Origin of the sequence: Paenibacillus aurantius (assembly GCF_032268605.1) — a bacterium.
Classification (GTDB): domain Bacteria; phylum Bacillota; class Bacilli; order Paenibacillales; family NBRC-103111; genus Paenibacillus_AO; species Paenibacillus_AO aurantius.
On record NZ_CP130318.1, the window covers coordinates 5,115,605 to 5,140,648 of the forward strand.

18 protein-coding genes are annotated in these 25,044 nt (G+C 58.1%); 6 read left to right on the forward strand and 12 right to left on the reverse strand.

The features are described from left to right. Window positions 1-23: 23 nt before the first annotated feature. The 4 genes from MJA45_RS23135 to MJA45_RS23150 are packed head-to-tail and all read right to left on the reverse strand — an operon-like array spanning window position 24 to window position 3,537. Window positions 24-218 (reverse strand): twin-arginine translocase TatA/TatE family subunit, encoded by a 195-nt coding sequence (locus MJA45_RS23135; protein WP_315604255.1) that lies wholly within the window; start codon window positions 216-218, stop codon window positions 24-26. Between the two features lie 13 nt (window positions 219-231). Further along, on the reverse strand, window positions 232-960 hold the full coding sequence (tatC, locus tag MJA45_RS23140; RefSeq protein ID WP_315604256.1) for a twin-arginine translocase subunit TatC: 729 nt from the start codon (window positions 958-960) through the stop codon (window positions 232-234). A gap of 17 nt (window positions 961-977) precedes the next feature. Further along, window positions 978-2,702, reverse strand: a complete 1,725-nt coding sequence (locus tag MJA45_RS23145; RefSeq protein ID WP_315604257.1) for a GMC family oxidoreductase — start codon at window positions 2,700-2,702, stop codon at window positions 978-980. A 31-nt stretch (window positions 2,703-2,733) separates the two neighbouring features. Continuing rightward, on the reverse strand, window positions 2,734-3,537 hold the full coding sequence (locus tag MJA45_RS23150) for a gluconate 2-dehydrogenase subunit 3 family protein (protein WP_315604258.1): 804 nt from the start codon (window positions 3,535-3,537) through the stop codon (window positions 2,734-2,736). 193 nt (window positions 3,538-3,730) lie between these two features. On the opposite strand from MJA45_RS23150, the gene MJA45_RS23155 reads away from it, so the two are divergent. Beyond that, on the forward strand, window positions 3,731-4,105 hold the full coding sequence (locus tag MJA45_RS23155) for a c-type cytochrome (RefSeq protein ID WP_315604259.1): 375 nt from the start codon (window positions 3,731-3,733) through the stop codon (window positions 4,103-4,105). Window positions 4,106-4,291: 186 nt separating this feature from the next. On the opposite strand, the gene MJA45_RS23160 is transcribed toward MJA45_RS23155, so the two are convergent. Together MJA45_RS23160 and gltB are read right to left on the reverse strand one after the other, a co-directional pair. Further along, window positions 4,292-5,776 (reverse strand): glutamate synthase subunit beta, encoded by a 1,485-nt coding sequence (locus tag MJA45_RS23160; protein WP_315604260.1) that lies wholly within the window; start codon window positions 5,774-5,776, stop codon window positions 4,292-4,294. 19 nt (window positions 5,777-5,795) lie between these two features. After that, window positions 5,796-10,388 carry a glutamate synthase large subunit gene (gene gltB, locus MJA45_RS23165; RefSeq protein ID WP_315604261.1) on the reverse strand — a complete coding sequence of 1,531 codons (4,593 nt, stop codon included), beginning with the start codon at window positions 10,386-10,388 and terminating at the stop codon, window positions 5,796-5,798. A gap of 446 nt (window positions 10,389-10,834) precedes the next feature. Between gltB and MJA45_RS23170 the strand changes: the two genes are divergently transcribed. Beyond that, entirely contained in the window at window positions 10,835-11,953 is a 1,119-nt protein-coding gene (locus tag MJA45_RS23170) for an MGDG synthase family glycosyltransferase (protein WP_315604262.1), read from the forward strand. Window positions 11,954-12,089: 136 nt separating this feature from the next. Here MJA45_RS23170 and MJA45_RS23175 read toward each other — a convergent pair whose 3' ends face one another. Then, a complete protein-coding gene (locus tag MJA45_RS23175) occupies window positions 12,090-13,250 on the reverse strand; it encodes a Gfo/Idh/MocA family protein (RefSeq protein WP_315604263.1) in 1,161 nt (386 codons plus the stop codon). Between the two features lie 194 nt (window positions 13,251-13,444). Between MJA45_RS23175 and wsfD the strand changes: the two genes are divergently transcribed. Further along, a complete protein-coding gene (wsfD, locus tag MJA45_RS23180; protein WP_315604264.1) occupies window positions 13,445-14,884 on the forward strand; it encodes a glycan biosynthesis hexose transferase WsfD in 1,440 nt (479 codons plus the stop codon). Between the two features lie 186 nt (window positions 14,885-15,070). Here the strand turns inward: wsfD and MJA45_RS23185 are convergent, their stop codons facing one another. Continuing rightward, window positions 15,071-16,162 (reverse strand): Gfo/Idh/MocA family protein, encoded by a 1,092-nt coding sequence (locus MJA45_RS23185; RefSeq protein WP_315604265.1) that lies wholly within the window; start codon window positions 16,160-16,162, stop codon window positions 15,071-15,073. Window positions 16,163-16,474: 312 nt separating this feature from the next. Between MJA45_RS23185 and MJA45_RS23190 the strand changes: the two genes are divergently transcribed. Further along, window positions 16,475-17,311 (forward strand): helix-turn-helix domain-containing protein, encoded by an 837-nt coding sequence (locus tag MJA45_RS23190; protein WP_315604266.1) that lies wholly within the window; start codon window positions 16,475-16,477, stop codon window positions 17,309-17,311. Between the two features lie 123 nt (window positions 17,312-17,434). Here MJA45_RS23190 and MJA45_RS23195 read toward each other — a convergent pair whose 3' ends face one another. Then, window positions 17,435-18,409, reverse strand: coding sequence for a YihY/virulence factor BrkB family protein (locus tag MJA45_RS23195; RefSeq protein WP_315604267.1), 975 nt, complete (start codon window positions 18,407-18,409; stop codon window positions 17,435-17,437). Between the two features lie 151 nt (window positions 18,410-18,560). Continuing rightward, window positions 18,561-18,899, reverse strand: coding sequence for a DUF3243 domain-containing protein (locus tag MJA45_RS23200; RefSeq protein ID WP_315604268.1), 339 nt, complete (start codon window positions 18,897-18,899; stop codon window positions 18,561-18,563). A 358-nt stretch (window positions 18,900-19,257) separates the two neighbouring features. Between MJA45_RS23200 and MJA45_RS23205 the strand changes: the two genes are divergently transcribed. Beyond that, complete coding sequence (locus MJA45_RS23205; RefSeq protein ID WP_315604269.1) at window positions 19,258-20,433, forward strand: MGDG synthase family glycosyltransferase; 1,176 nt, start codon at window positions 19,258-19,260, stop codon at window positions 20,431-20,433. Between the two features lie 81 nt (window positions 20,434-20,514). Beyond that, window positions 20,515-21,804 (forward strand): polysaccharide deacetylase family protein, encoded by a 1,290-nt coding sequence (locus MJA45_RS23210; protein ID WP_315604270.1) that lies wholly within the window; start codon window positions 20,515-20,517, stop codon window positions 21,802-21,804. A 156-nt stretch (window positions 21,805-21,960) separates the two neighbouring features. On the opposite strand, the gene MJA45_RS23215 is transcribed toward MJA45_RS23210, so the two are convergent. Beyond that, a complete protein-coding gene (locus tag MJA45_RS23215; protein ID WP_315604271.1) occupies window positions 21,961-24,102 on the reverse strand; it encodes a YhgE/Pip family protein in 2,142 nt (713 codons plus the stop codon). 169 nt (window positions 24,103-24,271) lie between these two features. Continuing rightward, a complete protein-coding gene (locus tag MJA45_RS23220; protein ID WP_315604272.1) occupies window positions 24,272-24,853 on the reverse strand; it encodes a TetR/AcrR family transcriptional regulator in 582 nt (193 codons plus the stop codon). Between the last annotated feature and the right edge of the window lie 191 nt (window positions 24,854-25,044).

Consider the following 25,044-nt stretch of genomic DNA (forward strand, 5'->3'; position numbering starts at 1 on the left):
GAAGCCTAAGCTTCCCTATTCCCCTATTCCCAAGTCTTCTTCTCCGTCTTGCCTTCCTCCAGCGTCGCTTCCTCCACCATTCCTTTGGTGGAATTGCGGAACTCCCGCAAGGTGTCGCCTACCGCTCTTCCGAGGAGCGGCAGCTTGGACGGCCCGAATACGACGAGGGTGATGAGCAGAATGATCACCAGGCCGGAAATGCCTATGTTGTTAAACATGGTTTACCTCCTTTCATGGAGTGGGGACAGCCGACAAACGGCGGCGGTAGTACCTTCCCGCCACGGCCGTACTAACCTCAAACAGCAGAATAAGCGGAATGGTCACGGACAGATGGGAAACGAAATCCGGCGGCGAAATGCAGGTGCCGAGCACGGCCAGTCCCACGTAAGCATATTTGCGTGTAGCCTTCAGCCGCTCGGGCGTCAGCAGCCCGAGCCGGGTCAGGAAGAGCACCACAAGCGGCATCTCGAAGGCAAAGCCGAGCGGGACCACCGTGTGGAACAGGAACGTGAAGTATTTGTCGATCCCGTACGTTTCCACCGCTCCGATGCTGCCGTTCAGCTTCTTCATGAAGCCGACCATCATGGGAAACGCCACGAGGTAGCTGAACGTAAGTCCAATCCCGAACAGCACGAACGAGGCGGGCACGTACAGGAGCGTTCCCCTGGCTTCTTCTTCCGTGAGACCCGGCCGGACAAAATGCCAGACCTGGTACATAAGCACCGGGAGGGTAAACAAAGCCGCAAAGACAAACGCGCATTTCATATAGATGGCCAGTCCGTCGGTAAAGCCGAACACGTTCCACTCGATGGGAACCGCGGCAGGCTGCGATTGGATGTACCGCAGCAGATGGGGCGAGACATACAGTCCCGCCACCAGCATCAGCAGGAACCACGCCGCGGCAATGAGCAGCCTCCGCCGGAGCTCGGTTAGATGCCCCACCATCTCCTTCGCTTCCATGCTGCATCCCTCCGTTTCTAGACGAGCGAGCCTCCGCCTTTTTTCAAATACTGGAGAAGACCATCGGCCGCCCGGTACGCGAGCGCTCCCACCGTCCCCGTCGGGTTGTATCCGCTGTTGTGCGGGAAAGCCGAAGCTCCGACCACGAAGACATTATCCGCATCCCACATCTGCAGGTAGCTGTTTACCGCCGAAGTGCCCGGATCGGCTCCCATGATGACCCCGCCCGTATTGTGAGTGGACTGGTACGGGACGATGTTGTAGGTCGTGATGACATTGGCCGTTTCCTGCTTGGTCGGCTTCATTTCCTTCATGATCGCACTGGTTTTGGTAGCCATGAACTTAACCAATTCCTTGTCCTGGTCCTCAAAGTCGTATGTCAGGCGAAGCAGCGGCAGACCGTATACATCCTTGTAAGTAGGATCCAGGTCCAGATAATGATGCCTCCACGCCATGTTCGACCCTTGGGTCGCTACAACGAGATTGCGGTTCGCGTACTTGATGGACGCCTGCTTGAAAGCTTTGCCCCATTTGGGCGTTCCATTCGGAGTCGGGTTATTGGCGATGGGTCTCATGCCCGTCTGGGTGATCCGAATGTTCGCCCCATGGAGGAAATTCAAGCTCCCATGGTCAAAGTTATCCCCGTTGAAATCGTCAATGGCGCTGCCCAGGGCACCCGCTCCCATGTACAGGTTAAATTCTTTGTCGTCATAGTAGCCGACCGTCTGGCCGCCGACAATCTGGTAGGCGTAGTTCTTGCCGATGACCCCGGTACCGGCCTGCGGGTCGTAGGGTTTGCCGAGCTTGGAGGTCAGCAGCAGTCTCACGTTATTAAAGACATAGCTCGTCAGAACGACCACGTCCGCAGGCTGCTCGAATTCCTCCCCGGTCATCGTGTTGACATACACGACGCCGGTCGCCTTGCTCCCGGTGTGCAGCACCCGGATTACGTTCGAGAACGTACGAACCTCCAGATTCCCGGTCTTCTGGGCGACGGGCAGCACGGTAACGACCGGGTCCGCCTTCGCTCCGTATTCACAGCCGAAGCGTTCGCAGAACCCGCAGTACTGGCAGGCCGCCCGGGAGATGCCGTCCGAGTTCGTGTAGGCGTCCGCCAGATTGGCGGAAGGGATCACATAAGGGTGAAACCCGAGCTTTTTCGAGGCGTCCTCGAACATTTTCATCATCGGCGACTTCTTCATCGGACCAACCGGGAAAGGGGCGGAGCGCTTACCCACCATCGGATTCTGTTCCTTCTCACCGGAAATGCCCGCCATTTTCTCAAACTTATCGAAATAAGGCTCCAGCTGGTCATAGGTTATGCCCCAGTCCTGCAGCTGCATCCCGTCCGGGATCTTCTTCTTGCCGTAGCGCTCCACCGTCTTCGAGTAGATCTCGAAATCATACGGGAGGAAGCGGAAATTTTGCCCGTTCCAGTGAATTCCTGCGCCTCCAAGCCCGTCTCCCATCAGGAAAGAACCGTAAGACCTCATCGGCAGCGATTTCACTTTCTCAGTGTTACGGAACGTGATGGTTTCCCGGGAAAGGTCCTGCATCATTTCATACCGCTGAGCATAGCGAAGCTCATCGTGAACCATGAAATAGTCCTGGGTGCTGCGGTTTTTGCCGCGCTCCAGGCCGACGACCTTCGTTCCCGCCTTCGTCAGCTCCGACGCGATAATCGTTCCCGCCCAGCCCATCCCGACGATGACGACCGGAACCTTGGGCAATTTGGTAGCCATGGGTTATCCCTCCTTAAATTCTCCTTAACGGTTAATGTCCCATATGATCATGCAGACTGGCGGGATCCATCTTGATGAAGCCATCCTTCTCGATCTTGTCGATGTAAGCCATCTGGTCTCCCGGATAGCCCTTCATCTTCCAGCCCCCCATGCCCTTATTTCCGCCGTACAGCGGATCCGCATAAGCTCCCTCAATCGTAAGCGACCGGAACAGGTTGAAGAACAGGCTGCCCGGCACATCCTTCAGCAGCACCCCTTGTCCCTTCTCAAAGGCTGTCAGCACCTCATCCTGCTGATCTTCCTTCAGCTCCGGAAAGTTCACGGAATATTTCTTCTGGCTGTACTCGTTCAGAGCCTCGAGCCCCATGGTGATCAGCTCATGCCGCTTAAAGCTCGCCTGATAGCCCTGGGTGGCTTCCGCCTTGGAGAAGGGACCCATCATGTAGTCCTTCCCGTTCATGCCGTACTGCCCGGCCATCTGGTGGTCGATGAAATAGGCGACGCCGAGTTCCTTGGCGCCCGGTCCCAGATCATCCTTCGGGAATATGCGCTCCGCGGCCGCTTCCGCAATCCGGAACTGATCCTGGGTGAAGAACATTAACGCCTGGTTGAAGTCTTTGGCCGGAGCGGGTGCCGCTCCGCCGCCTCCCCCTTGCTGGGGCTTGTTCTTTCGGCCGATAGCGTTCCCGATAAGCCCCCCGATGACCCCGCCTGCCACCACTCCACCTACCGCAGCCCCTGAAACTTTCAGGAAGCTTCGACGGGATTCATCGGGCGGCCGCCGGGGGGAGTCTCCCGGTGTCCCTCCGGTAGGTTCTTTTGTTTCGTCAGCCATGCCTGGACCTCCTCGCTGGATGGTAATGCCTTTGGAGGAATTATGCCCGGGAATGTTTTCTTTATCCGTTATTTTTTATATGGTTGAAAGGCCTCTCCGGAGGGTAAGGGATGAATGATACGACAAAAAGAGGATAAGCTAACCGAAGCTCTAAGAACTTAGCCATCTTAACTGGCAAGGAGGTTAATCATTCATGATGTCAAAAAGCAGATGGGCCGGCCTATCCGTATCCGTTCTTCTCGCTCTGTCCCTCTCCGCTTGCGGAGGGAATAAGCAGGGAGCAAGTCCGAGCCCCGGAGGCGGCGCCGCTACGCCAGGGGGTACGACCGGCGGCGCTACGGTGGATGCCCAAGCCGTTTACAAAGCGAACTGCGTAACCTGCCACGGGGACAACCTGGAGGGCCGCATGGGCGGCAACACTAACCTGACGAAGGTAGGGGGACGGAAATCCAAGGACCAGATTACCGCCCAGATCACGAACGGGGGCAACGGCATGCCGGCCTTCGGCAGCAAGCTGAAGCCGGACGAGATCTCCGCCTTGGCGGACTGGCTCGCGGCCAAGAAATAAGCCATTTACCAGGGATAACGGGGGCTTACCCCCGCTTCCCTCCCCAACACCAAAAAGACCCGAAGCTTCTCCGTTAGGAGCCGCTTCGGGTCTTTGGGTTATGGGTTTCGCCTGGCGCAGGTGGGGCTAACGCTAGGAGCGGATCACGCCCACCCGCCGTGTTTCGGGCGCCGGAACGGGCCGGGCTTACGGCAAATTCGTCGCGCCCATCAAAAACCGGTCGCACTCGCGCGCCGCCTCGCGGCCTTCGTTGATCGCCCAGACGACGAGGCTCTGGCCGCGACGCATGTCGCCGGCGGCAAAGACGCCCTCTACGTTCGTGGCGTACTTGCCCTTCTCGGCCTTCGCGTTGGAGCGCTCGTCTTTCTCGACGCCGAGCTGGTCGAGCAGCTGGTTCTCCGGTCCGAGGAAGCCCATAGCCAGAAGCACGAGCTGTGCCGGGTAGACCTTCTCGCTGCCCGGAACTTCCGCCGGGAAGAAGCGGCCGTTGTCGTCCTTCTTCCACTCGACGAGCACGGTGTGCAGCTCCTTCAGGTTCCCGTTCTCATCGCCAACGAATTTCTTCGTGTTGATGAGGTACTGGCGCGGGTCGCCGCCAAATTTGGCTGCGGCTTCCTCCTGGCCGTAATCCATCTTGTACACCTTCGGCCATTCCGGCCAAGGGTTGTTCGCCGCCCGCTTCTCCGGGGCCTTCGGCATGATCTCGAACTGGGTCACGGACTTGCAGCCGTGGCGGATGGAGGTGCCCACGCAGTCGGTCCCCGTGTCCCCGCCGCCGATGACGATCACGTCCTTATCCTTTGCCGAGATGTACGCTTGGTCCTCGTGATTCGAATCCAGCAGGCTCTTCGTATTCTTGTGCAGAAACTCCATCGCCAGATGGATGCCCTTCAGTTCGCGGCCCTCGATCGGAAGGTCGCGGCCCTTCGTGGCTCCGCCGCAAAGCACGATGGCGTCGAATTCTTCCTTCAGCCGCTCCACCGGGTAGTTCACCCCGACCTCGGTGTTCGTGATGAAGGTCACGCCCTCCGCGGCCATCAGGCCGATCCGGCGCTGCACGATCTTCTTGTCGAGCTTCATGTTCGGGATGCCGTACATGAGCAGACCGCCGATGCGGTCGTTGCGCTCGAACACCGTCACGCTGTGGCCGGCCTTGTTCAGCTGGGCCGCGGCGGCGAGTCCGGACGGGCCGGAGCCGATGACAGCCACCTTCTTGCCGGTGCGTTTCTCCGGCGGCTCGGGAACGATCCAGCCTTCGTCGAAGCCTCTGTCCACGATGCTCCGCTCGATCGTCTTAATCGTAACGGCCGAATCGTTCAGGCCCACCGTACACGAGCCTTCGCAAGGAGCGGGGCAGACGCGTCCGGTGAATTCCGGGAAATTGTTCGTCTTGTGCAGCCGGTCGAGCGCTTCCCTCCACTGGCCGCGGTACACCAGGTCATTCCACTCGGGAATGAGGTTGTTCACCGGGCAGCCGGAAGCCATTCCGCTGATCAGCTTGCCCGTGTGGCAAAACGGGATGCCGCAGTCCATGCAGCGTGCTCCCTGCACGCGAAGCTTCTCCTCCGGCATACGCTCGTGGAATTCCCGGTAATGGCTTACCCGAAGAAGCGGATCGTCTTCCTTGGGAACTTCGCGCTTGTATTCTAGAAATCCTGTCGGTTTACCCATTGTTCTCCTCCGCTCCTCTCTAGTTTCCGCTTACGCGGGAAACGTCCTTCGTATTTTCCTCGAAGGCGACCATGATCGCCTGGTCGTTGTCGAGCCCGGCTTTTTTGCCCCGCTCGATCGCTTCGAACATCCGCTTATAATCCTTCGGAATGACCTTCACGAAGTTGAAGACTTCCTCTTCCCAGTTCTCAAGAATGCGGTGTGCGACCGTACTGCTGGTGAATTTATGATGATTGCGGATCAAGGTCCGGACTTCATTTACTTCATAGAACTCCGTGATCGGCTCGACGTGCACCATCTCGGCGTTCAAGCGGCTCCTGAACTGGCCGTCGGCGTCGTAGACGTACGCAATCCCGCCCGACATCCCTGCGGCAAAATTCCGTCCCGTCGGGCCCAGCACGACCACGCGTCCGCCGGTCATGTACTCGCAGCCGTGGTCGCCCACGCCCTCGACAACGGCGCGCACGCCGCTGTTGCGCACGCAGAACCGTTCGCCCGCGCGGCCGCGGATGTACGCATCCCCGTTCGTCGCCCCGTAGAACGCCACGTTCCCGATAATGATGTTCTCCTCGGGAACGAAGGAGGAGCGCTCCGGCGGGAAGATCGCGAGCTTGCCGCCCGAGAGGCCCTTGCCGACATAGTCGTTGGCGTCGCCTTCGAGCGAAAGCGTGATGCCGTTCGGCACGTAGGCGCCGAAGCTCTGCCCCGCCGATCCGTTGAAATGCAGACGGATCGTGTCGTGCGGCAGCCCCTCGAGCCCATAGCGGCGGGTCACCTCGCTGCCGAGAATCGTCCCGACGACGCGGTTCGTGTTATGAATCGGCAGGATCGCATGAACGTGCTCCTTGTTCTCGAGCGCCGGCTTGCTGATCGGAATCAGCCGCGTCATATCGAGCGAACGGTCCAACCGGTGATCCTGCTCCTGGCTGCAGAACTGTCCCACACTATCCGGCACGTCCGGACGGTGCAGCAGCGCACTCAGGTCGACGCCCTTCGCCTTCCAGTGGGCGACCGCCTGCTTCGGCTCCAGCGCATCGGTTCTTCCCACCATCTCCTCGATGGTGCGGAAGCCGAGTTCCGCCATAAGCTCGCGTACGTCCTGGGCAATAAAATGCATCAGGTTCACGACGTGCTGCGGATCGCCCGCGAACCGCTTGCGCAGCTCCGGATTCTGCGTCGCCACGCCGACCGGGCATGTATCGAGATGGCAGACGCGCATCATGATACAGCCGAGCCCGATAAGCGGCGTCGTCGCGAAGCCGAATTCCTCGGCTCCGAGCAGGGCGGCGACCACGACGTCGCGGCCGGTCAGCAGCTTGCCGTCGGTCTCCACCGTAATGCGGCTCCGCAGGTCGTTCAGCACGAGCGTCTGGTGGGTCTCGGCGAGGCCGAGCTCCCAAGGCAGGCCCGCGTGGCGGATCGACGTTTGCGGAGACGCCCCGGTGCCGCCCTCGTAGCCGCTGATGAGCACGACGTCGGCCTTGCCCTTGGCCACGCCGGCGGCAATGGTGCCCACGCCGACCTCGGACACCAGCTTGACGCTGATGCGGGCCCGCGGGTTCGCGTTCTTCAGATCGTGGATCAGCTCGGCCAGATCCTCGATCGAGTAGATGTCATGGTGCGGCGGCGGCGAAATCAAGCCTACGCCCGGCGTCACGCCGCGGACCTCGGCTACCCACGGGTACACCTTCGTGCCCGGCAGCTGGCCGCCTTCGCCCGGCTTCGCGCCCTGCGCCATCTTGATCTGGATCTCGTCGGCATTGACGAGATAGCTGCTCGTCACGCCGAAGCGTCCCGACGCCACCTGCTTGATGGCGCTGCGGCGCAGATCGCCGTTCGCATCCGGTGTGAAGCGGTCGGGGTGCTCCCCTCCCTCGCCCGTGTTGCTGCGGCCGCCGATGCGGTTCATGGCGATGGCGAGCGCTTCATGGGCTTCCTTCGAGATGGAGCCGTACGACATCGCACCGGTCTTGAAGCGCTTGAAGATCTCTTCCACCGGCTCGACGTCCTCAATCGGCACGGGACGGCGGTTCTTCTTGAACTTCAACAGCCCGCGCAGGTTGAACTGCTTCTCGGAATCCCGCTGGAGGAAGCCGGCGAACGTTTTGTACATGCTGTAGTTGTTCGTGCGCACGGCCGTCTGCAGGGCATGGATGGTCTCCGGCGTATACAGATGCTCCTCCGCGTTCACCCGGTACTGCAGGTCGCCCCCCGTATCCAGGACGGGATCCACGCCTTCCTGCGGCGAGAACGCACGCTCATGCCGCATTTCCGACTCGCGGGCGATGACATCCAGGCCGATTCCTTCGACGCGGGAAGCCGTCCAGGTGAAATACTTATCGACAAGCGCCCGGTTCAGGCCGATCGCCTCGAAAATCTGGGCGCCGCGGTAGCTCTGGATCGTGGAAATGCCCATCTTCGCCAGCACCTTCACGACTCCCTTGGTAGCGGCTTTGATATAGTTGTACACGGCCTTCTCGTGGGTCGTGTCCTTAAGCAGGTTCTGCCGGATCATGTCATCCAGCGTTTCGAGCGCGAGGTAAGGGTTGATGGCCCCCGCCCCATAGCCGATCAGCAGGGCAAAATGATGCACCTCGCGCGGCTCGCCCGACTCGACGACAATCCCCACCTTCGTGCGCGTTCCTTCGCGGATGAGGTGATGGTGGGTTCCGGAAACCGCGAGCAGCGCCGGAATGGCCGCCCGGCTCGCCTCGATGCCGCGGTCGGACAGGATCAGAAGCGTGGCTCCGTCCGCGATCGCCCGGTCCGCTTCCGCGTACAGCTCCTCGAGCGCCTGCTCCAGCCCGGCCGCCCCGTCGGCAACCGGATAGAGCATCGAAAGCGTGACTGCCTTGTGGCCCTGGCGGGACACGTGCTTCAGCTTCGCCAGCTCGTCGTTCGTGAGGATCGGCGTCTTGATCCGGATCTGGCGGCAGCTTTCGGGCGCCGGCTGAATGAGGTTGCCCTCGGCCCCGATGGTCGTCTCCTGGGCCGTGATGATCTCCTCGAAGTTGGAGTCGATCGGCGGGTTGGTCACCTGGGCGAACAGCTGCTTGAAATAGTTGTAGAGCAGCTGGGGCCGGTCGGACAGCACCGCGAGCGGGGCGTCATTGCCCATGGACCCGATCGGGTCCACGCCGTTCTTCGCCATGGGCTCGAGAATTTTGCGCAGCACCTCGAAGCTGTAGCCGAACGCCAGCTGCCGCTGCAGCACCGTGTCGTGATCGACTCCCGGTACTTCGCCCGCTTCCGGCAGGTCCTCGAGCGAGACCAGGTACTCTTGAAGCCATTCCTGGTAAGGGTGCTCGCCCACGATGCGCTCCTTGATTTCTTCATCCGCTACGATGCGGCCTTCCACGGTGTCCACCAGAAGCATCCGGCCCGGCTGGAGCCGGTCTTTGCGGACGATGCGGTCCGGCGGGATGTTCATGACGCCCGCTTCGGACGCGAGGACGATCAGGTCGTCGCTCGTGACGTAATAACGGGCCGGTCTCAGCCCGTTGCGGTCCAGCACCGCACCGATCTGCCGGCCGTCCGTGAAGGAGATGGCAGCCGGTCCGTCCCACGGCTCCATGAGGCAGCTGTGGTATTGGTAGAAGGCTCTTTTGGCGGCATCCATCGATTCATGCTTCGACCACGGCTCCGGAATCATCATCATGGCCGCATGAGGCAGGGAACGCCCGGACAGCATCAGAAACTCGAGCACATTGTCAAAAATCTGGGAGTCGCTGCCCTCTTCTTCCATGATCGGGATCAGCTTCTTGAAGTCCTCTCCGAACAAATCGGTCTCGCACACGGCCTGGCGGGCACGCATCCAGTTGACGTTGCCGCGCAGGGTGTTGATTTCCCCGTTATGTATCAGATAGCGGTAAGGATGAGCACGCTCCCAGCTCGGGAAGGTGTTCGTGCTGAAACGGGAGTGAACGAGCGCAAGGGCCGATTCGAGGGACGGGTCCTGCAGCTCGGTATAATAATGGTCCACTTGCTCGGGCGTCAGCATTCCCTTGTAGACGATCGTCCGGGAGGACAAGCTCGCATAGTAGAAGGATTCGGCTCCCTGCACTTGACGGATCGCATGCTCGGACCGCTTGCGGATAACATAGAGCTTGCGTTCGAAGGCCAGGTCGTCCTCCGCCAAGCCATTCGCCCCGATAAAGATCTGGCGCACGCAGGGCTCCGCCGAAACGGCCGACTCGCCCAACGTCGAATTATCCACGGGTACGGTTCTCCAGCCAAGTACCAGCTGGCCTTCCTCCCTCACGATATTCTCCAAGAGGATCTCGCTTGCCTGACGGGCTTCTTCATCCTGAGGCAGGAAAACCATTCCCACCCCGTAAGCCCCCGGCTCCGGAAGGGAGATGTCGAGCTCCCCGCAAGCCCGGCTGAAGTAGGAATGAGGGATCTGCATCAGAATGCCCGCCCCGTCCCCCGTATTGCTCTCGCTTCCTTGACCGCCGCGGTGGTCCAAGTTGCATAGAACCGTTAGCGCCTGGCGGACGATCTCATGTGAAGGTCTTCCCTTGATGTTCGCTACGAACCCGATTCCGCATGCGTCATGCTCGAACTGCGGATCGTACAATCCCTGCTTTGGAGGCAATCCGGTAAGTTTCATTCCTGCCAACCTTTCTTTTCAGTGGTTTAAATTATTGTAGCTTTAACGCGCGAAAGCCAATGCCAAAAGAAGAACGCTTTCCTCTCCCCATGGGACAAGCGCGCTACCCCGGTGATTCGGCCGGCCGGGAAGCTTCCCATCCGGCACTTGGTTGCCGGCCATTTAAGGTCTTTATGGCCAGGCGGTTTTGATTTTACATCATTTTAACACCGCCATTAGCCAAGAACAATAAGGAATATTCACAATTTCGCCGAATTTTGGCCGTTTACTTATAAGAACTTCTTATAAAGGAAACGCCTTCATTTTATAAAGTGTCCTTCTGTGCTTTCTTTGTGATGGCAGGCAAAACATGCTATCATACTTTTACTAGAATCTTGCAAAAAACGCGGCGGGAATAGGCTTGAGGATCGGCTTCGTTTAGCATATGAAGGTCAGGTGAAAGAGGTATGAGAAAAAAGAGAGTCCTTCTCCTGTCGGAGGGCTTCGGTTCGGGTCATACGCAGGCCGCCCACGCCATTTCGGTCGGGCTTCGCCGGCTTTCCTCCATGGTCCGGACACGGGTATTGGAGCTGGGTGCCTTTCAGCACCCTACCATCGCTCCGCTCATTTTCTCAGCCTACCGCAAAACGGTCACCTCCCAGCCCAAGCTGTACGGAATGCTCTACCGCCATCAATACAAAAAATCCTTGAACCGGCTCACCTCGCTAGCGCTTCATCGGATTTTCTACTCGCAGACCGCTTCCATCATCAAGCAGCTGCGGCCGGATATGATCGTCTGCACCCATCCTTTTCCGAACGTAGTGGTGTCCCGGTTGAAGCGCTCGGGGCTCGCCATTCCGCTCTGCACGGTCATTACGGATTACGACGCCCACGGCACCTGGATCGATCCTGCGGTCAACAAATACCTGGTTTCAACCGCCGAGGTGCGCGACAAGCTGATTGGCCGCGGCGTGCCGGAATCCATCATCGAAGTGACGGGTATTCCCGTTCATCCGGACTTCTGGATTCCCTCCTCGGATAAAGACGAGCTTCGTTCCCGGTTCGGTCTGGCAGCCAAGCCGACGGTCCTCATCATGGGCGGCGGCTGGGGGCTCGTCAATAACGAGGAGCTGATCCGGCACATGAGCCGGTTCCGGGAGGAGATCCAGCTCATTTTTTGCCTCGGCAATAATGAGAAGGTCCGGCAGCGGCTTATGCACGACCCCCTTTTTCAGCATCCGAACATCCGGCTGCTCGGCTATACGAAGGAAATCGACAAGCTGATGGAGGTTTCCGATCTTCTCGTGACGAAGCCGGGAGGCATGACCTGCACGGAAGCGATGGCCAAGGGCATCCCGATGCTTTTCTACAGCCCCATTCCCGGCCAGGAGGAAGAGAACTGCCAGTATTTTACCGACCAAGGCTACGGAACGGTCATCCAATCGATGGACACGGTGACGTACTGGTTCAACCGGCTCCTGGAAGATTATCCGGAATTCGTGAAGCGAAGAGCCTGGATGCAGCAGGAGCAGCTGAAGAGCGGACCCGAGGTTTGCTCCCGGGCGATCATGGAGTTTCTTCAATAACATTCCGGCTTATAACAAAGGCAGCCAACCGTCCATGCGGTTGACTGCCTTTTTTGGGCTGTGGGCTGGAGAGACAGAGCCGGAAAAGGACCCCTATCCCCTTATCTCATGCACACGTTAACAGTAGCAAAAAAAATTAATGGGTTCCTCCGACGTTCAGCGTCCGCGAGCCTCCCTCTTTCTTCATGGTGGAGTTCCGGATGCGCTCTTGAAGCATGGAATAATACTGATCCTCGTCAATCGGAAGGTTCACCCAATCGTCGGTCCAAGCGGACAGATGCATCGCGTTCGAGAGCGTAAGCCCTTTGATGCCCTCTGCGCCAGGGGCGAGCAGCGGGGTGCCTTTCCGAATCGCGTCAACGAAGTTCTGGGTAATGCCTTTGTGCTGAGGGTTGCCGCCGGTGATGGGGATTTCGCACTTCCAGCACTCCGGACTGCCGAAGCCTCCCTTGTACGCGGCATTGAATTCCTGCTCGGGCTGCCGCAGACGCCAGAAGGTGAGCTTCTCGTCTTCGATGACGATTTTGCCGTTGTCTCCTGTCAGTTCGAAACGGTTGGTTCCGGGCGCTTCTCCCGTCGTGGTGACGAACAGACCCGTTGCCCCGTTCTCATACTCCACATAAGCGGTTACATCATCTTCGACTTCAATGCTGCGGTATTTGCCGAACGAGCAGAAAGCCCGGACGCGCTTCGGCATCATGTCAATCGTCCACTGCCACAGGTCAAGCTGGTGGGGATCCTGGTTCAGCAGAACGCCTCCGCCTTCGCCTTCCCAAGTAGCGCGCCAGCCGCCCGAATCGTAATAGCTTTGGGAGCGGTACCAATTGGTAATAATCCAATTCGTGCGGCGGATGTTCCCGAGCTCTCCGGAGGTAACCAAATCCCTAAGCTTAAGGTAGAGAGGATTGGTCCGCTGGTTGTACATAATGCCGAACAGCTTGTCTGTCTTAAGCGACGCCTCGTTCATCTCCCGAACCTGCTTCGTGTATACGCCGGCCGGCTTCTCGATGAGAACGTGAAGGCCATGCTCGAAGCCTTGAATCGCGAGCTCCGGATGGCTGTAGTGAGGAGTGCAGATCAGCACCGCATCCACCGTACCCGATTTGAAGAATTCATCCGGGGATCCAAAGGTACGGACGTTCACGCCCAGGTTCTCCGGCACCCACTTCAGCTTCTCCGGATCCGTGTCACAGATCGCGGTCAGCTCCACGCCGTGGACTTCGTTCTTCATTAGATAGGCGCAGTGTCCGCGGCCCATGTTGCCGATCCCGATAATGCCCAATCTGACCTTATCCATGCTTTCCCTCCTGCCAAAATAATTGGTGTTGCGTGCTTCTCATTATAGTCCAATTTCCCTTGGTTGGGAATGCGCGGCCGTTCGGTTGTCCTAAAAAAGGCCGGGCGCAGGGGAAACTTGAAGCCCGCCCCGTTTACGACTATGATGGACATGGTATTCCTCTTTACATTTGCTGCCACAAGGAGATTGTATTTATGAAAAGCAAGCTGCTGCAGCCCGCCTCGGCGGCCGTTCTGGCCGCGGCTCTGGTCCTCGGGTATCTGCTGCTGGCCAAGCCTCTTATCGGGATGGCCGACAACGGGGATTTCCTGCGGATCATGGGAGCCTTCGGGCTGGATTACCTGGACCCCCATCTCGAGTACAAGGACAAATATTTCAGCTACTTCCTCAGCCAATACCAGATGACCGGACGTTATTTCCAGGGCGGCTATCCCTCGACGGAGCTGATTATGGTCGGTCTGGCCATGCTGCTCGACAAGGCGTTAACATGGGACTCCGTGTTCGATATCCGCTTTCTGGCGATTCTGTACGCCGCCGTGTTCCTCGCGGCCGTTTATCTCCTGGTCCAAACCTACACCACGGTCAGCCGGACCGTCGGCTGGGTCCTGGCCGCCCTTCTGGTACTGGTTTTTTGCGATGCCGGGTATGCGGCCTACTATAACTCGTTATACGGAGAACCGCTGTCGTACGCCTTCCTCTTTCTAACGATGGCCCTAGCCCTTCGGATTTGCCGAACCGGCCGGCCCTCCGGAGGACTGCTGGCCGCCTTCTTCGCCGCCGCTCTCTTCTTCATCGGAGCCAAGGTTCAGAATGCGCCCTGCGGCGTTCTGCTCGCCCTGCTGTCCCTGCGGTTCCTGAAGATGAAGGCCGATCGGTCTTGGAGGCGTTCGGTAATAATGGGCTCGGTTGGCCTTGTCGCGTTCTCGGCCGCCATCTACCTGCTCGACCCTAAAGAAATTAAAGTCATCAACCAGTACCAGACGATCTTCTACGGGGTGCTGAAGGACTCACCCACGCCCGAGAAGGATCTGGAGGAGCTCGGCATCGATCCGAAATTCGCCGTTCTCAAGGATACGAATTATTTTACGCCGAATACCGCCATCCCTCAGAGCGATCCCATCCTTCAGAAGGAAGTGTACGATAAAGCCGACCAGAAGACGGTGGCGCTCTTCTATTTGACCCATCCGGCCCGCTTCCTCGACAAAATGCAGGTGACCGCCCGAGACGCGTTCACCATTCATCCTAGCTACCTGGGCAATTACGAGAAGGCGCCGGACGTGCCGCCTGGGAAAATCACCGGAACCTTCACCTGGTGGAGCAAGTGGAAGGCCTCCGCCCTGCCGCGCTCCTTCCTCCTGCTCTGCCTGTTCTTCGCCGTCTATTTCGCGGTATTGATGATTAATCATCGCAAGGAATCCCGGCTGGAACGGAGAATCGAGCTCGAAGCGTTCGCTCTGCTCGGCATTCTCGCCGTCCTGTCGTTCGTCGTGCCGGTGATCGGCTCGGGCGAGGCGGACCTCGCCAAGCATCTGTTCCTCTTCACCGTATGCTTCGATATGATGCTGGCCGTCTCGCTTCTTGGGCTCGTCCGGTTCGCCTTCTGGAATGACCGGCATGAGAATAGTTCCGATTAGGTTCGCGATATCCGAAGACAGTTGAACGAAAGCCGCCGGGAATGGCCTTTCCATTGGCCTTCCCCTCAGGAAGCGGCTTGTTCAAGCTGTTCCTTTCCTTGTTGCATCCGGCTATGGCGGCTTTCGCTCTTCGACCCCAAATAGGTGGACAGCCGCTTTGCCGAATCTCTGAACTGCCGTCAGTTATCAGCGCGAGTCCTCTGCGTTCCCGCCCACTTGGGCTTCCGCACTTTCCCAATTGTCCTCAAGTCCCAACCCCCGCAAATCGGCAATCGTATTCTTCCGCTCCGCTTCATACAGACGCCAGATTAAGCGCAGTCCTTGGATGCTTGTCGGTCCGTCCGTAATGGGCCGCTTGCCGGTCTGTATACAGTCCAAGAAATGCTCTATTTCGAAATGTGTGAATTTACCGGAGTTATCGATCTCCATCAGCACCTGAGTACGGGATTCGGTGTCGAGGTTCGCTTTCTCTTCGTTGATGTGCGAATGGAGGTACAGCTTGCGATCGGCAAGGTTGATTTCCAGCATCCCTTCCGTACAATGGGCATGGATGCTCCAACCCAATCGTGTTCCCCTCGCGCCCCAGGTTCCGAAATGATAACCCAAGGCGCCATTCTCGAATTCGATCACAACGTTGCTGGTTCCTTCCTTCTCCATCCAAGGGGTTCCGAAATTCGTTCCTAGATGCATTCCTCTGACCGGGCGCCCAAGGAACCAGAGCATCAGGTCGACATAATGGCAGCCATGGCTGAAAAATTGTCCTCCTCCCAGCCGGTTGGCGGAATGGGCCCAGTGGCCTTCGGGATACTTGGTATATTGCTCCGTCCAGATCGACATCTGGAAGCACTCCCCATGTGCCTTTGAATCGATCAACTCCTTCAACTTCCGGACGATCGGCCAGAAGCGAACGGGATAGGCCGTCATCAGAACCTTGCCTTCCCGCTCCGCCGTGTGGATCAGCTCTACGCACTCCTCCTCGGTATTGCACATGGGCTTCTCCATCAGCACATGTTTCCCCGCTCTTAAACAGGTCATGCCTACTTCATAATGCAGGTCATGCGGCAGTACGATGAGCACGGCATCAACATAATCCAACATCTCGTGGTAATCGGCAACGGCCAACTTGGCACCGGCCCCCTCGGCCGCCTTCTGTGCCCGTTCCAGCTCGACATCGCAGGTTGCGGTAACCTCCATCTGGCCCGCAAGCTCTTTGAAGCCGTGCCCGTGGCTTCCCGCCATATTGCCGCAGCCGATAATTCCCAGACGAATTTTACTCATGCTCCCTATTCCTCCCATGATTGTATTTCGCTGAACACAATTTCATCATAGCGGGATCGGCTGCCCTTTTCTTTGTTCTATAAGTTCATTGATTTGTATTATTTTGAACAGATCTAAACAGCTTTGATCTTGGCGTCAAGTTGTTTGTAAACCATACTCAAGGAAACTAATTTTTTTTGATCGAGAAGTAAGGTAACATGAGGATAAGGGATAGATTTTTCCGATTACAGCTTTTTGAATGGAGGGCGGGCATTGGACTACGTGCGCTTTGAACTAAGAGAGGAACTGACGGTTCGGTCTCTCATTTCCTTTATGTACAGAGAGCTGTCCAATACGTACCGCAGCGCGGGGGAGCGGCACGATTTCTGGGAGTTTGCCTATGTCGACAAAGGCGAGGCAGAGGTGTGGATCGAATCGAACCCATACGAGTTAAAACAGGGATCTATTGTCTTTTATCGGCCCAATGAATTTCATAGGCTTGTTCGTGTTTCCACCCCCAATTTGTTTATCGTCGCGTTCGATTGTAACTCTCCCGCCTTAAACCAATTCAAGGGCCGCTGCTTTCGGCTGGATGATGAGGAAAGAGCGATTATCGCCAGGATGCTTCAAGCAGGCATTAACGTGTTCGGCGCCCCCCTCAATAAGCCAAGTCTGACCCGTAGGAACAACGCTCCCTTCGGAAGTGAGCAGCTTGTCAAGATGGAGCTGGAGGCGCTGCTGATTCACCTCATCCAGAAATTGTTAATTCCGAAGAAGTCGGAATCGACCCTTTCCTCCGTTTCTTCACAGAACCGGGATGAAGTACTAATGGAACAAATCACCAGCTATCTGAGTGCCCATCTGTCGCATAACCTTACGGTGGAACAGGTGTGCGCGCAGTTTACTCTTAGCCGATCCATGCTTACGCGATTATTCAGGAAATCCACTAATTCCAGTTTTATCGAATATTTAATGCAGATGAGAATTACGGAAGCCAAACGTATGATTCGCGAGCATTCCTATAATTTTACAGAAATCGGAGAGAGGCTCGGTTACACGAGCGTCCATTATTTTTCTAAACAGTTTAAACAAATAACCGGCATGACGCCTACCGAATATTCCAGGTCGGTGAATGCTCTGATTCAAGATGCGGCGTCCGAACGCAAATAAGCCCCCGAGGGAGAAGGCTGATCGGACAAAAAGTATGGAATGCTTTGGCCGCCTGTTCTCCCCTGCTTAGAGGAGAAGGCGGCCAAAGCATTCCATGCCTGGAGGCAAACCAGCCGAACGCCCCTACCGGGCCTTGTCGGCTTCCTTGCCGTTATAGAGCGGGAGTACCACTTCGGGAGCACGGTTGCTCTTGTCTTTTTTCTTCCCGAGAAGGGGAAGGGAGAACCGCTTGCAGGAGTCCTTCGTCTTGCCCTCCCGGTCAAAGGCGAGCGTGGCGTTCACTTCCCCGCCCAGCACGATAATGATGCTCGAAATATACAGCCAGGTCAGCAGGACGATGATTCCGCCGATGCTTCCGTAGGTTTTGGTGTAATTGCCGAAGTTGTTGACATAGAACGAGAACAGAAGGGAAGTGACGATCCAGCCCACCGTCGTGAAAAGGGCTCCCGGCAGCACTTCCCGGAACGAAAGATGGCGGTTCGGGATGAACCGGTACAGGAGCACGAACATGGCCGCCATCATGCCGAGAGGCAGCACATACTTGGCGATGCTCCAGATAATATCGAAGAAGGCCGGAACATGCAGGAACTTAAAGATCATTTCCCCGATCCATTTGCCGAAAATGAGCATCCCAAACGTAAACACGATCACGACCGCCATCAGGAGGGTAAACATGATGGAAGCTCCCTTTACTTTCCAGAACGGACGCGTCTCCTCCTCATCATAGGCTTTGTTAAGAGCCTTAAGGATCCCGTCGATTCCTTTCGAGGCCGACCAGATGGTCGTGATGATCCCGACGGACAGCAAGGTCGAGCTCTTCGACTGCTGAATCTCATCCAGTACGCTGCGGATCGTTTCATTGGAGGTCTGCGGCAGCATCCGGGAAATGCTCCCGATGATCTCCCCGCTGTTCAGAAAAGGCATAAAGCTGACCAAAGCGATGAGAAAGATAAGAAAAGGGAAAAAGGACAGTATAAGGTAATACGTCAGCTGCGCTCCCATAGCCGGCACCTCGTCGTCTTGAAACCGGCAGTAGAGGTTGTTGGCGAAGCTCTGCAGGCTCATTCGTTTGGTCGCCGGCTTATCCGTTGTCTTCATAAGGAGTTCCTCCTTCCCCTTGTATAGTTGGTTTTCTTTTTTAACGCCGCAGCCGATCCTTGCCATAAAGCGGCACGGGGCTTCCGGGTATAAGGAATCCCCCTAACGGAAGATTAGAGGGATGGGATCATGCGGTTAGATTAAGGCCACCTTATTGCTGGGCCAGACGGACGAGCATATGGGCGAGCTTGTGGCGCTCATCCTTCTCCCCGACCTTCCACAGCTCCTGGAGAAGCTTCTCCTCCCGGTTGCGCGGCTCCTCGTTGGCGGCCAGGTAATCGGCGATTTTCTCCGCCGTTACGGCAAGCTGCTCTTCGTTCAGTCCGATGCCCTGCGCCATCTGAATGCGCTTGGCCAAATACTCCTGGAAGGCACCGAAATCGGCCAAAATCTGCTCTTTTTGTCCGTCACCGATCTTCTCGATGGCCTGGTTGATTTTATCCGTCTGAAGATCTCCGTCTTTTTCAATGACATGATCGCGTTCACTCATGATTTCTTCCGCCTCCTTTAGTCTTTAACCGTTGAGTCACCATCTACTTACACACCGGGGACTTGCTTTGAATCATCATAAAATCGGCCTGTCCCGCATTATAGTAAAGAGGGGCCGTCCTTCGGCCTTTCATAGAAAATTAAGAAAACCTTTATATATTCCATGACAAAAGAGTAAGATCTCTCGCTTAAACTAGTAGAAAGAGGAGCAAGCCGGAGACCGGGGGGGCGGCTGGACCAAGGTCCAGGAAACAAACCGAACGAGGGTCGGTTTGAATCGGGGGAGCCGCTCCAGTATGATTAAGGAAACAACCAGAACGTGAGCGCTAGTCGATCCTAATGAATGAGGTGTACATAGAATGAGAGCAGGCCAAAAGCACAAGGTGTTGATCCTGTCGGGGGAGCTCGGGGACGGACACAAACAAGCGGCTAAGGCTATCGTCGAGGCGGCCCACCTGAGCCGTCCGGGGATGGAGGTGGAAATCGTGGATTTCATGGCATGGACCCACCCGAAGCTTCATACGATCGGCCGGTACGCTTACACCCAGTGGGTGACGAAGTTTCCTTCGATGTACGGCTTTCTCTTCCGGAGAACGCGTTCGGACAACACCATCTCTCACCTTTTCAAAAAAATGAAGTTTTACACGCTTGGGCGCATGGCGCGTTTGCTTCAGGAGGTCCGGCCCACCGTCGTGGTCTGCACCTTCCCGGGAGCGGCGGCGGCGATGTCCATGCTGAAGGAGAACGGGTTGACCGACCTTCCGCTCGTCACGGTGATCACGGATCACACCGACCACAGCTACTGGCTTCACCCCTGCACCGACCGGTATATCGTCGGCTCCGAGCACGTGAAGGAAGCGTTGATGGGCCACCAAATTCCCGAATCGCGCATTGCGGTAACAGGAATTCCCATCCGCCCCCGGTTCGTCGGAAGGTTTGACCGGGGTACGCTAAGAAGGAAGTACGGGCTCCACCCCGACCTGCCCACGGTACTGGTCATGGGCGGAGGACTCGGAATGATCGGAAGAGAATTTACCGAAACCCTCCGTTCCAGTGATATAATGGAAACCATGCAGGTCATTTTCGTGTGCGGGCAGAACGAGAAGCTGAAGCAGCAGCTGGATGGGGAGTTCCGAGGCTGCCGCGGGGTGCTGACCACCGGCTATGTCGATCACATCCACGAGCTGATGGCCCTGTCGGATCTGCTCATCACGAAGCCGGGCGGGCTGACGACCTCGGAGGCGGTGGCGATGGAGCTGCCCATGCTCCTTCATAAGCCGCTGCCCGGCCAGGAGCAGGACAACGCGGCCTATCTCGTCAAGAGCGGAGTGGCCGTCATGGCCGGAAGCGGCGCGGAGCTCGCGGAAGAGCTCGTGAAGCTGATCGAAAGTCCCTTGCTCTTATCCGCCATCCGCCAGCAGGCCAAGCGGCACGAGCGCAAGCACGCCGCCTTCCAGGCGCTGGAGGCCATACTGGCCACGAAACCGACCTACTGGCCCGCGAAGGTACGCCGCGCGGTTTATGCAAGAGCCTAGGCTGGAAGCGGCCGGTCCTGACGATGGTCAGGCCGGCTCTTTTGGCCTTATGAATCAGACAAGAAAGGAATATAAAGCGTTATGAGGGAAAAGCTGTTCTGGGGGAGCTTGATCTTTATAGCCGTCTACATGGCTTTGCCGTGGGTCATGTCCCGCATGCTCGGATGGGGGGTTATCCGGCAAGGGGGCAAAGGGCAGATCGCCCTCACGTTTGACGACGGCCCGGACCCGGTGTATACTCCCCGCCTTCTGGATTTGCTGAAGGAACGGGGCATCCGGGCCACCTTCTTCGTGCTCGGCTCGAAGGCCGAGAAGCACCCGGACCTGATCCGGCGCATGCACGAGGAAGGGCATCAGATCGGAATCCACAACTATACCCACCTGTCCAACTGGCTCATGACCCCCTGGGGGGTCCGCAAACGCCATATCCGCCGCTCGGCCGATATCGTCGAGGGCATTACCGGGGAACGCCCTCTCTACTACCGGCCTCCTTGGGGAATCCTCAACCTCTTCGATTACGGACTCCGCCGCGAATTCGGGATTGTTCTCTGGTCCGTTATGCCGAGGGACTGGAGGAGCTCCATCGGCCGGCGGAAGCTGAAGAACCACCTGCTTAACCGGGTAACGGACGGCTCGGTCATTCTGCTTCACGACAGCGGGGAGACGTTCGGCGCCGACCGGGACGCCCCTTCCTACATGCTGTCCGCTCTTACCGAAACCTTGGGCACCTTTGAAGAGCGCAGCCTCCAGTGCGTCCGGATTGACGAAATGACCGGATCCGCAAAGCGGGGAACGGCGGAGTCGGGGGTGGGCAGGCGAATGCTTTATTCCGTATGGATGCTTTGGGAGCGCTGCTTCATCAAGCTGTTTCACGTCGTCCCCGTTGATCCCGACAACACCTTCCTGCAGGTGCGCATCCGGGAATACACCGGGAGCACCCCGATTACCTTCCTCGATGGAGAGGAAATCCGCAAAGGGGACCAGATCGTAGAGCTTCACTTGAACAACGACATGCTGTTCCACCTCGGCAAGGAAAGCCGCAGCGCCATGCACCTCGCCATCCAGCTCATCCGCCGGACGGAGCAGCTGCTTCCGCAAATTTTGCGGCTTATGGAGACCGATCCCTCCTACAAGAACGCCAAAGGCCTGTATGGCATCAGCCTGATCCACCGCGGGCCCGAACAGCTCGGGTTCACCATACTGGACCTGCCCAAGGGAGTCTTCTCCAAAATCACCCAATGGTACTTGAGGGTGCTCATGTACGTCATCCATCCTCAAGGAAAGAAGCGGCTGAAAACAAAATCCGAGCTGCTCGTCCCCAAAATCATCGCCATTTCCAAAAAAGAACTCATGAACCGTTATATCGCCTAAGATGCGGAAGGGTTCCCCCGTCTCCTGGAGGGCACCGCGGCCGGTTAACAAGCGGCTATTTTTATAAAAAAAAAACGAGGCGGCCCGATGTCATCCAGGATGACAGGGCTGCCTCGTTTTTTGTCATACGAAAAGCAGTGCCGGTTAGATTTAAACTTAAGAGGCGAGGGACTCGCTTCCGGCCGTCCTTCCTTTTCCGTAGGTGTGGCGGTACGAGAAGAGGAAGTAACCCAACGTGATCACAAGCAGAGCGATCATGATGCTCACGAGCACTTCCGCGCTCTGCCACATCGCCGAGAAATTGCCGCTGGAAATCACGGCGCGGAAGCCGTTAAGCGAGTAGTTCATCGGCAGCCAGGTGTTCACGTGCTGCAGGGAAGAAGGCAGCAGCTCCACCGGATACGAGCCGCCGCACGTCGTCAGCTGCAGAATAAGGAGCAGCACCGCGACGAAGCGGCCCGGGTTGTTGAACGGCGTGACGAGCACCTGGATGATGGCCATGAAGGTCCAGGAGGTCAGCACGCTGTACACAAGGAACAGCGGAACGCTCTGGACCTCCACCCCCAGACCCCAAAGCAGCATGGCATCGGCCAGGAGCGCCTGGGCCAAGCCCACGGCGGCCAGCATGAGCGTCTTCCCGGTGAACCAGCGGAAGCCGGAGGCCGGCGGTGCGGCCGGGGCTTTGAACGGGAAGACGATCGACAGCATCAGGGCCCCTACGAACAAGCCGAGGGACAGGAAGTAAGGGGCGAAGCCGGTGCCGTAGTTCGGCACGCTGCTTACCTTATCCTCCTCCACCTCCACCGGATCGGCGAAGGTTTGGTAAAGCTTGTCGCTGCCCTTCAGCTCGGACGTCTTGCCGGACGCCTCTGCGAGCTTGCCGGACAGCTCGCTGCTGCCGCTCGCCACCGAGCCGGCGCCCTCGCTCAGCTTGTGCGTGCCTTCGCCAAGCTGTGCCGCGCCGCTCGCGAGCCGGTCCACGCCGCCGCCGAGCTGGCCGAGGCCCGCCAGCAGCTGGCGGCCGCCCGCTGCGAGCTGCTGCGCGCCGGCGTCCAGCTGCCGCCCGGCCGAGGCGGCTTCGGCGAGCTTGCCGCCGAACGCCGCCGTGCCGTCGGCCAGCTGGCCGGTGCCGGCGCTAAGCTGCGCGGCGCCGGCCGCCAGCTGCTGCTGGCCCGCGGCCGAGGCGTCGGCCCCGGCGGCGACGGCGTGCGCGGCCGCGATCAGCTGCTGCAGCTGGGCGGCGTCCTTCGCCGCGGCCTCGCTGGCGCCCGGTGCCGGGGTGCCGCCTTCGGCACCGGCACCAGCGGGGTCGCCGCTGCCGGCCTTCGGCGCATCGGCCGCAGGGGCTTGTGCCGCCGCCGCATGGGCGGCCGCGTAGGCCTTCAGCCCCTGCTCAAGCTGCGCCGCGCCGGCCTTCAGCTGGGCCGACCCGTCAGCCGAGCGGCTGAGGCCCGCTTGAAGCTTCTGGGCGCCGTCCTTCGCCGACGCCGCTCCCTGCTCCAGCTGCTTGTGGCCGGCTTCGAGCTGCCCGAGCCCGCCGGACAGGCCGGCCGTGCCCTTCTGCAGCGAGCCGAGCCCCTGGTTCAAGGCGGCCGCGCCTTGGGTCAGATCGCCCACCCCATTCTTCAGGGGGGCGGTTCCGGCCGCCAGCTCGCCCATATGCTCGTCAACCTGCTTCAGCCCGTCTTCGAGCGTCTTGCTCCCGTCCGCGAGCGACTGGGCGCCGTCCGCGGCTTTCGCCAGGCCGTCCGAGAGCGTTTGGACATTCTCAAACACGGCCTGCGTGTAGCTTCTGGTCAGCTCATTCGAGACCTCGCTCTTGATCTTCTCAACGGCGTTCTTGCCGATTTGCGAAGCGATAAAGTTGCGGCTTTCGTTAGGCAGGAAGCGGAACATCGTCGGCGCCGGCTCCCCGTCCATGATTTGAGTCGCCTTTTTCGAGAAATCCTCCGGAATCTCAATGGCAATGTAATACTTGTTGTCCGTGAGCCCTTTCTCGGCTTCTTCCTTCGTGACGAAATCCCACTTGAAGCTGTTTTTCTCCTTCAGCTTTTCTACGAAGTCATCCCCCACCGTCAGCCGCTTGTCCTGAAAGTCAGCCCCCTGGTCGAGGTTGACGACCGCCACCGGCAGCTCGCTCACCTTCCCGTACGGGTCCCAGAAAGCATACAGAAACATAGCGCTGTAGATGAGCGGAATGAGCATGACCGCCATTACGGGGATCAGCAGCTTGTAATTCGTTAGCACGGGCTTCAGCTCGCGCCAGAAGGAGCTTCCCTTCGGTCTTGCCTTTCTCATGGTTCATCTCTCCTGATCCTTTATAGAATTAAAACAAAATGACCAAAATCATCAAACGGTCAATTTGGGTCTGAAAAAAAACGTCCTAGGACGTTTTGCCGCTTCGTGACGTGACAAGCCTTTTCCGAAGTGCCGAAGCCGGGCTCGGCGAACCAGATCCGTATAGTCATTACGGCAGCTCCGCCGCCAGCCCGTGCACCAGATAGAGCTCCATCAGCTGCGAAATCTTCTCTTTGCCCAACGGGGCGTGAGTCCGTTCCCAGTCGTTGACGAGCGCAAAATACAGCTTAAGGATAACAAAGGCTGTAAGATCCGGATCGCAGGGCTTCATTTCGCCCTTGCCGACCGCCTCGGAGACCTTGTCCCGGATAAAAGCCAGCAGCGCCTTCTCGATGCCGTCCATGCTTTCCCGGACCTTGGGCGTTCCCACTTCGCGGATTTCATGTGTAAGCTGCACCGTCAGAGCATGCCGGTTCCGAAAATCCAGCACCCCGTACAGCACCCGGTGCATGTTCTCAAAAAACGGACGGGACGGATCGATCGCTTCCTCCGCTATCCGGAGAATATCGCGGATAAAATCCTTCATGATTTCATCGAACAGCTCTTCCTTGTTGACGAAGAACGTATAGATCGTTCCCTTGCCGACGTTGGCGATCCTCGCCACCTGATCCATGGTCGTCGCCTTGTATCCGAAAAGAGCGAAGGACTTAGCGGCCGCCTCGACAATTTGCTTCCTGCGGTCCACCGCCATACCAGCTCCTCCTCTCGTCTTGAAATTGACCAAATTACTAAATCGGTCATTTCGTTCTCCTATTATACTCCTGCGCCGGCTTCTTCACAAGCCCCTCCCCAAAAAAATCGCGGGACCGAGGGACGGCAGATAGCAGACGCCTAACATAGTACGGTCCGCCAAGGGTTCCGAACCAGGGAACGGGCGATCCT

Bases quoted from the DNA above. Each gene is read 5' to 3' on its own strand.
- MJA45_RS23135 (WP_315604255.1), bottom strand. From the start codon at position 218: ATGTTTAACAACATAGGCATTTCCGGCCTGGTGATCATTCTGCTCATC.
- tatC (WP_315604256.1), bottom strand. From the start codon at position 960: ATGGAAGCGAAGGAGATGGTGGGGCATCTAACCGAGCTCCGGCGGAGG.
- MJA45_RS23145 (WP_315604257.1), bottom strand. From the start codon at position 2,702: ATGGCTACCAAATTGCCCAAGGTTCCGGTCGTCATCGTCGGGATGGGC.
- MJA45_RS23150 (WP_315604258.1), bottom strand. From the start codon at position 3,537: ATGGCTGACGAAACAAAAGAACCTACCGGAGGGACACCGGGAGACTCC.
- MJA45_RS23155 (WP_315604259.1), top strand. From the start codon at position 3,731: ATGATGTCAAAAAGCAGATGGGCCGGCCTATCCGTATCCGTTCTTCTC.
- MJA45_RS23160 (WP_315604260.1), bottom strand. From the start codon at position 5,776: ATGGGTAAACCGACAGGATTTCTAGAATACAAGCGCGAAGTTCCCAAG.
- gltB (WP_315604261.1), bottom strand. From the start codon at position 10,388: ATGAAACTTACCGGATTGCCTCCAAAGCAGGGATTGTACGATCCGCAG.
- MJA45_RS23170 (WP_315604262.1), top strand. From the start codon at position 10,835: ATGAGAAAAAAGAGAGTCCTTCTCCTGTCGGAGGGCTTCGGTTCGGGT.
- MJA45_RS23175 (WP_315604263.1), bottom strand. From the start codon at position 13,250: ATGGATAAGGTCAGATTGGGCATTATCGGGATCGGCAACATGGGCCGC.
- wsfD (WP_315604264.1), top strand. From the start codon at position 13,445: ATGAAAAGCAAGCTGCTGCAGCCCGCCTCGGCGGCCGTTCTGGCCGCG.
- MJA45_RS23185 (WP_315604265.1), bottom strand. From the start codon at position 16,162: ATGAGTAAAATTCGTCTGGGAATTATCGGCTGCGGCAATATGGCGGGA.
- MJA45_RS23190 (WP_315604266.1), top strand. From the start codon at position 16,475: ATGTACAGAGAGCTGTCCAATACGTACCGCAGCGCGGGGGAGCGGCAC.
- MJA45_RS23195 (WP_315604267.1), bottom strand. From the start codon at position 18,409: ATGAAGACAACGGATAAGCCGGCGACCAAACGAATGAGCCTGCAGAGC.
- MJA45_RS23200 (WP_315604268.1), bottom strand. From the start codon at position 18,899: ATGAGTGAACGCGATCATGTCATTGAAAAAGACGGAGATCTTCAGACG.
- MJA45_RS23205 (WP_315604269.1), top strand. From the start codon at position 19,258: ATGAGAGCAGGCCAAAAGCACAAGGTGTTGATCCTGTCGGGGGAGCTC.
- MJA45_RS23210 (WP_315604270.1), top strand. From the start codon at position 20,515: ATGAGGGAAAAGCTGTTCTGGGGGAGCTTGATCTTTATAGCCGTCTAC.
- MJA45_RS23215 (WP_315604271.1), bottom strand. From the start codon at position 24,102: ATGAGAAAGGCAAGACCGAAGGGAAGCTCCTTCTGGCGCGAGCTGAAG.
- MJA45_RS23220 (WP_315604272.1), bottom strand. From the start codon at position 24,853: ATGGCGGTGGACCGCAGGAAGCAAATTGTCGAGGCGGCCGCTAAGTCC.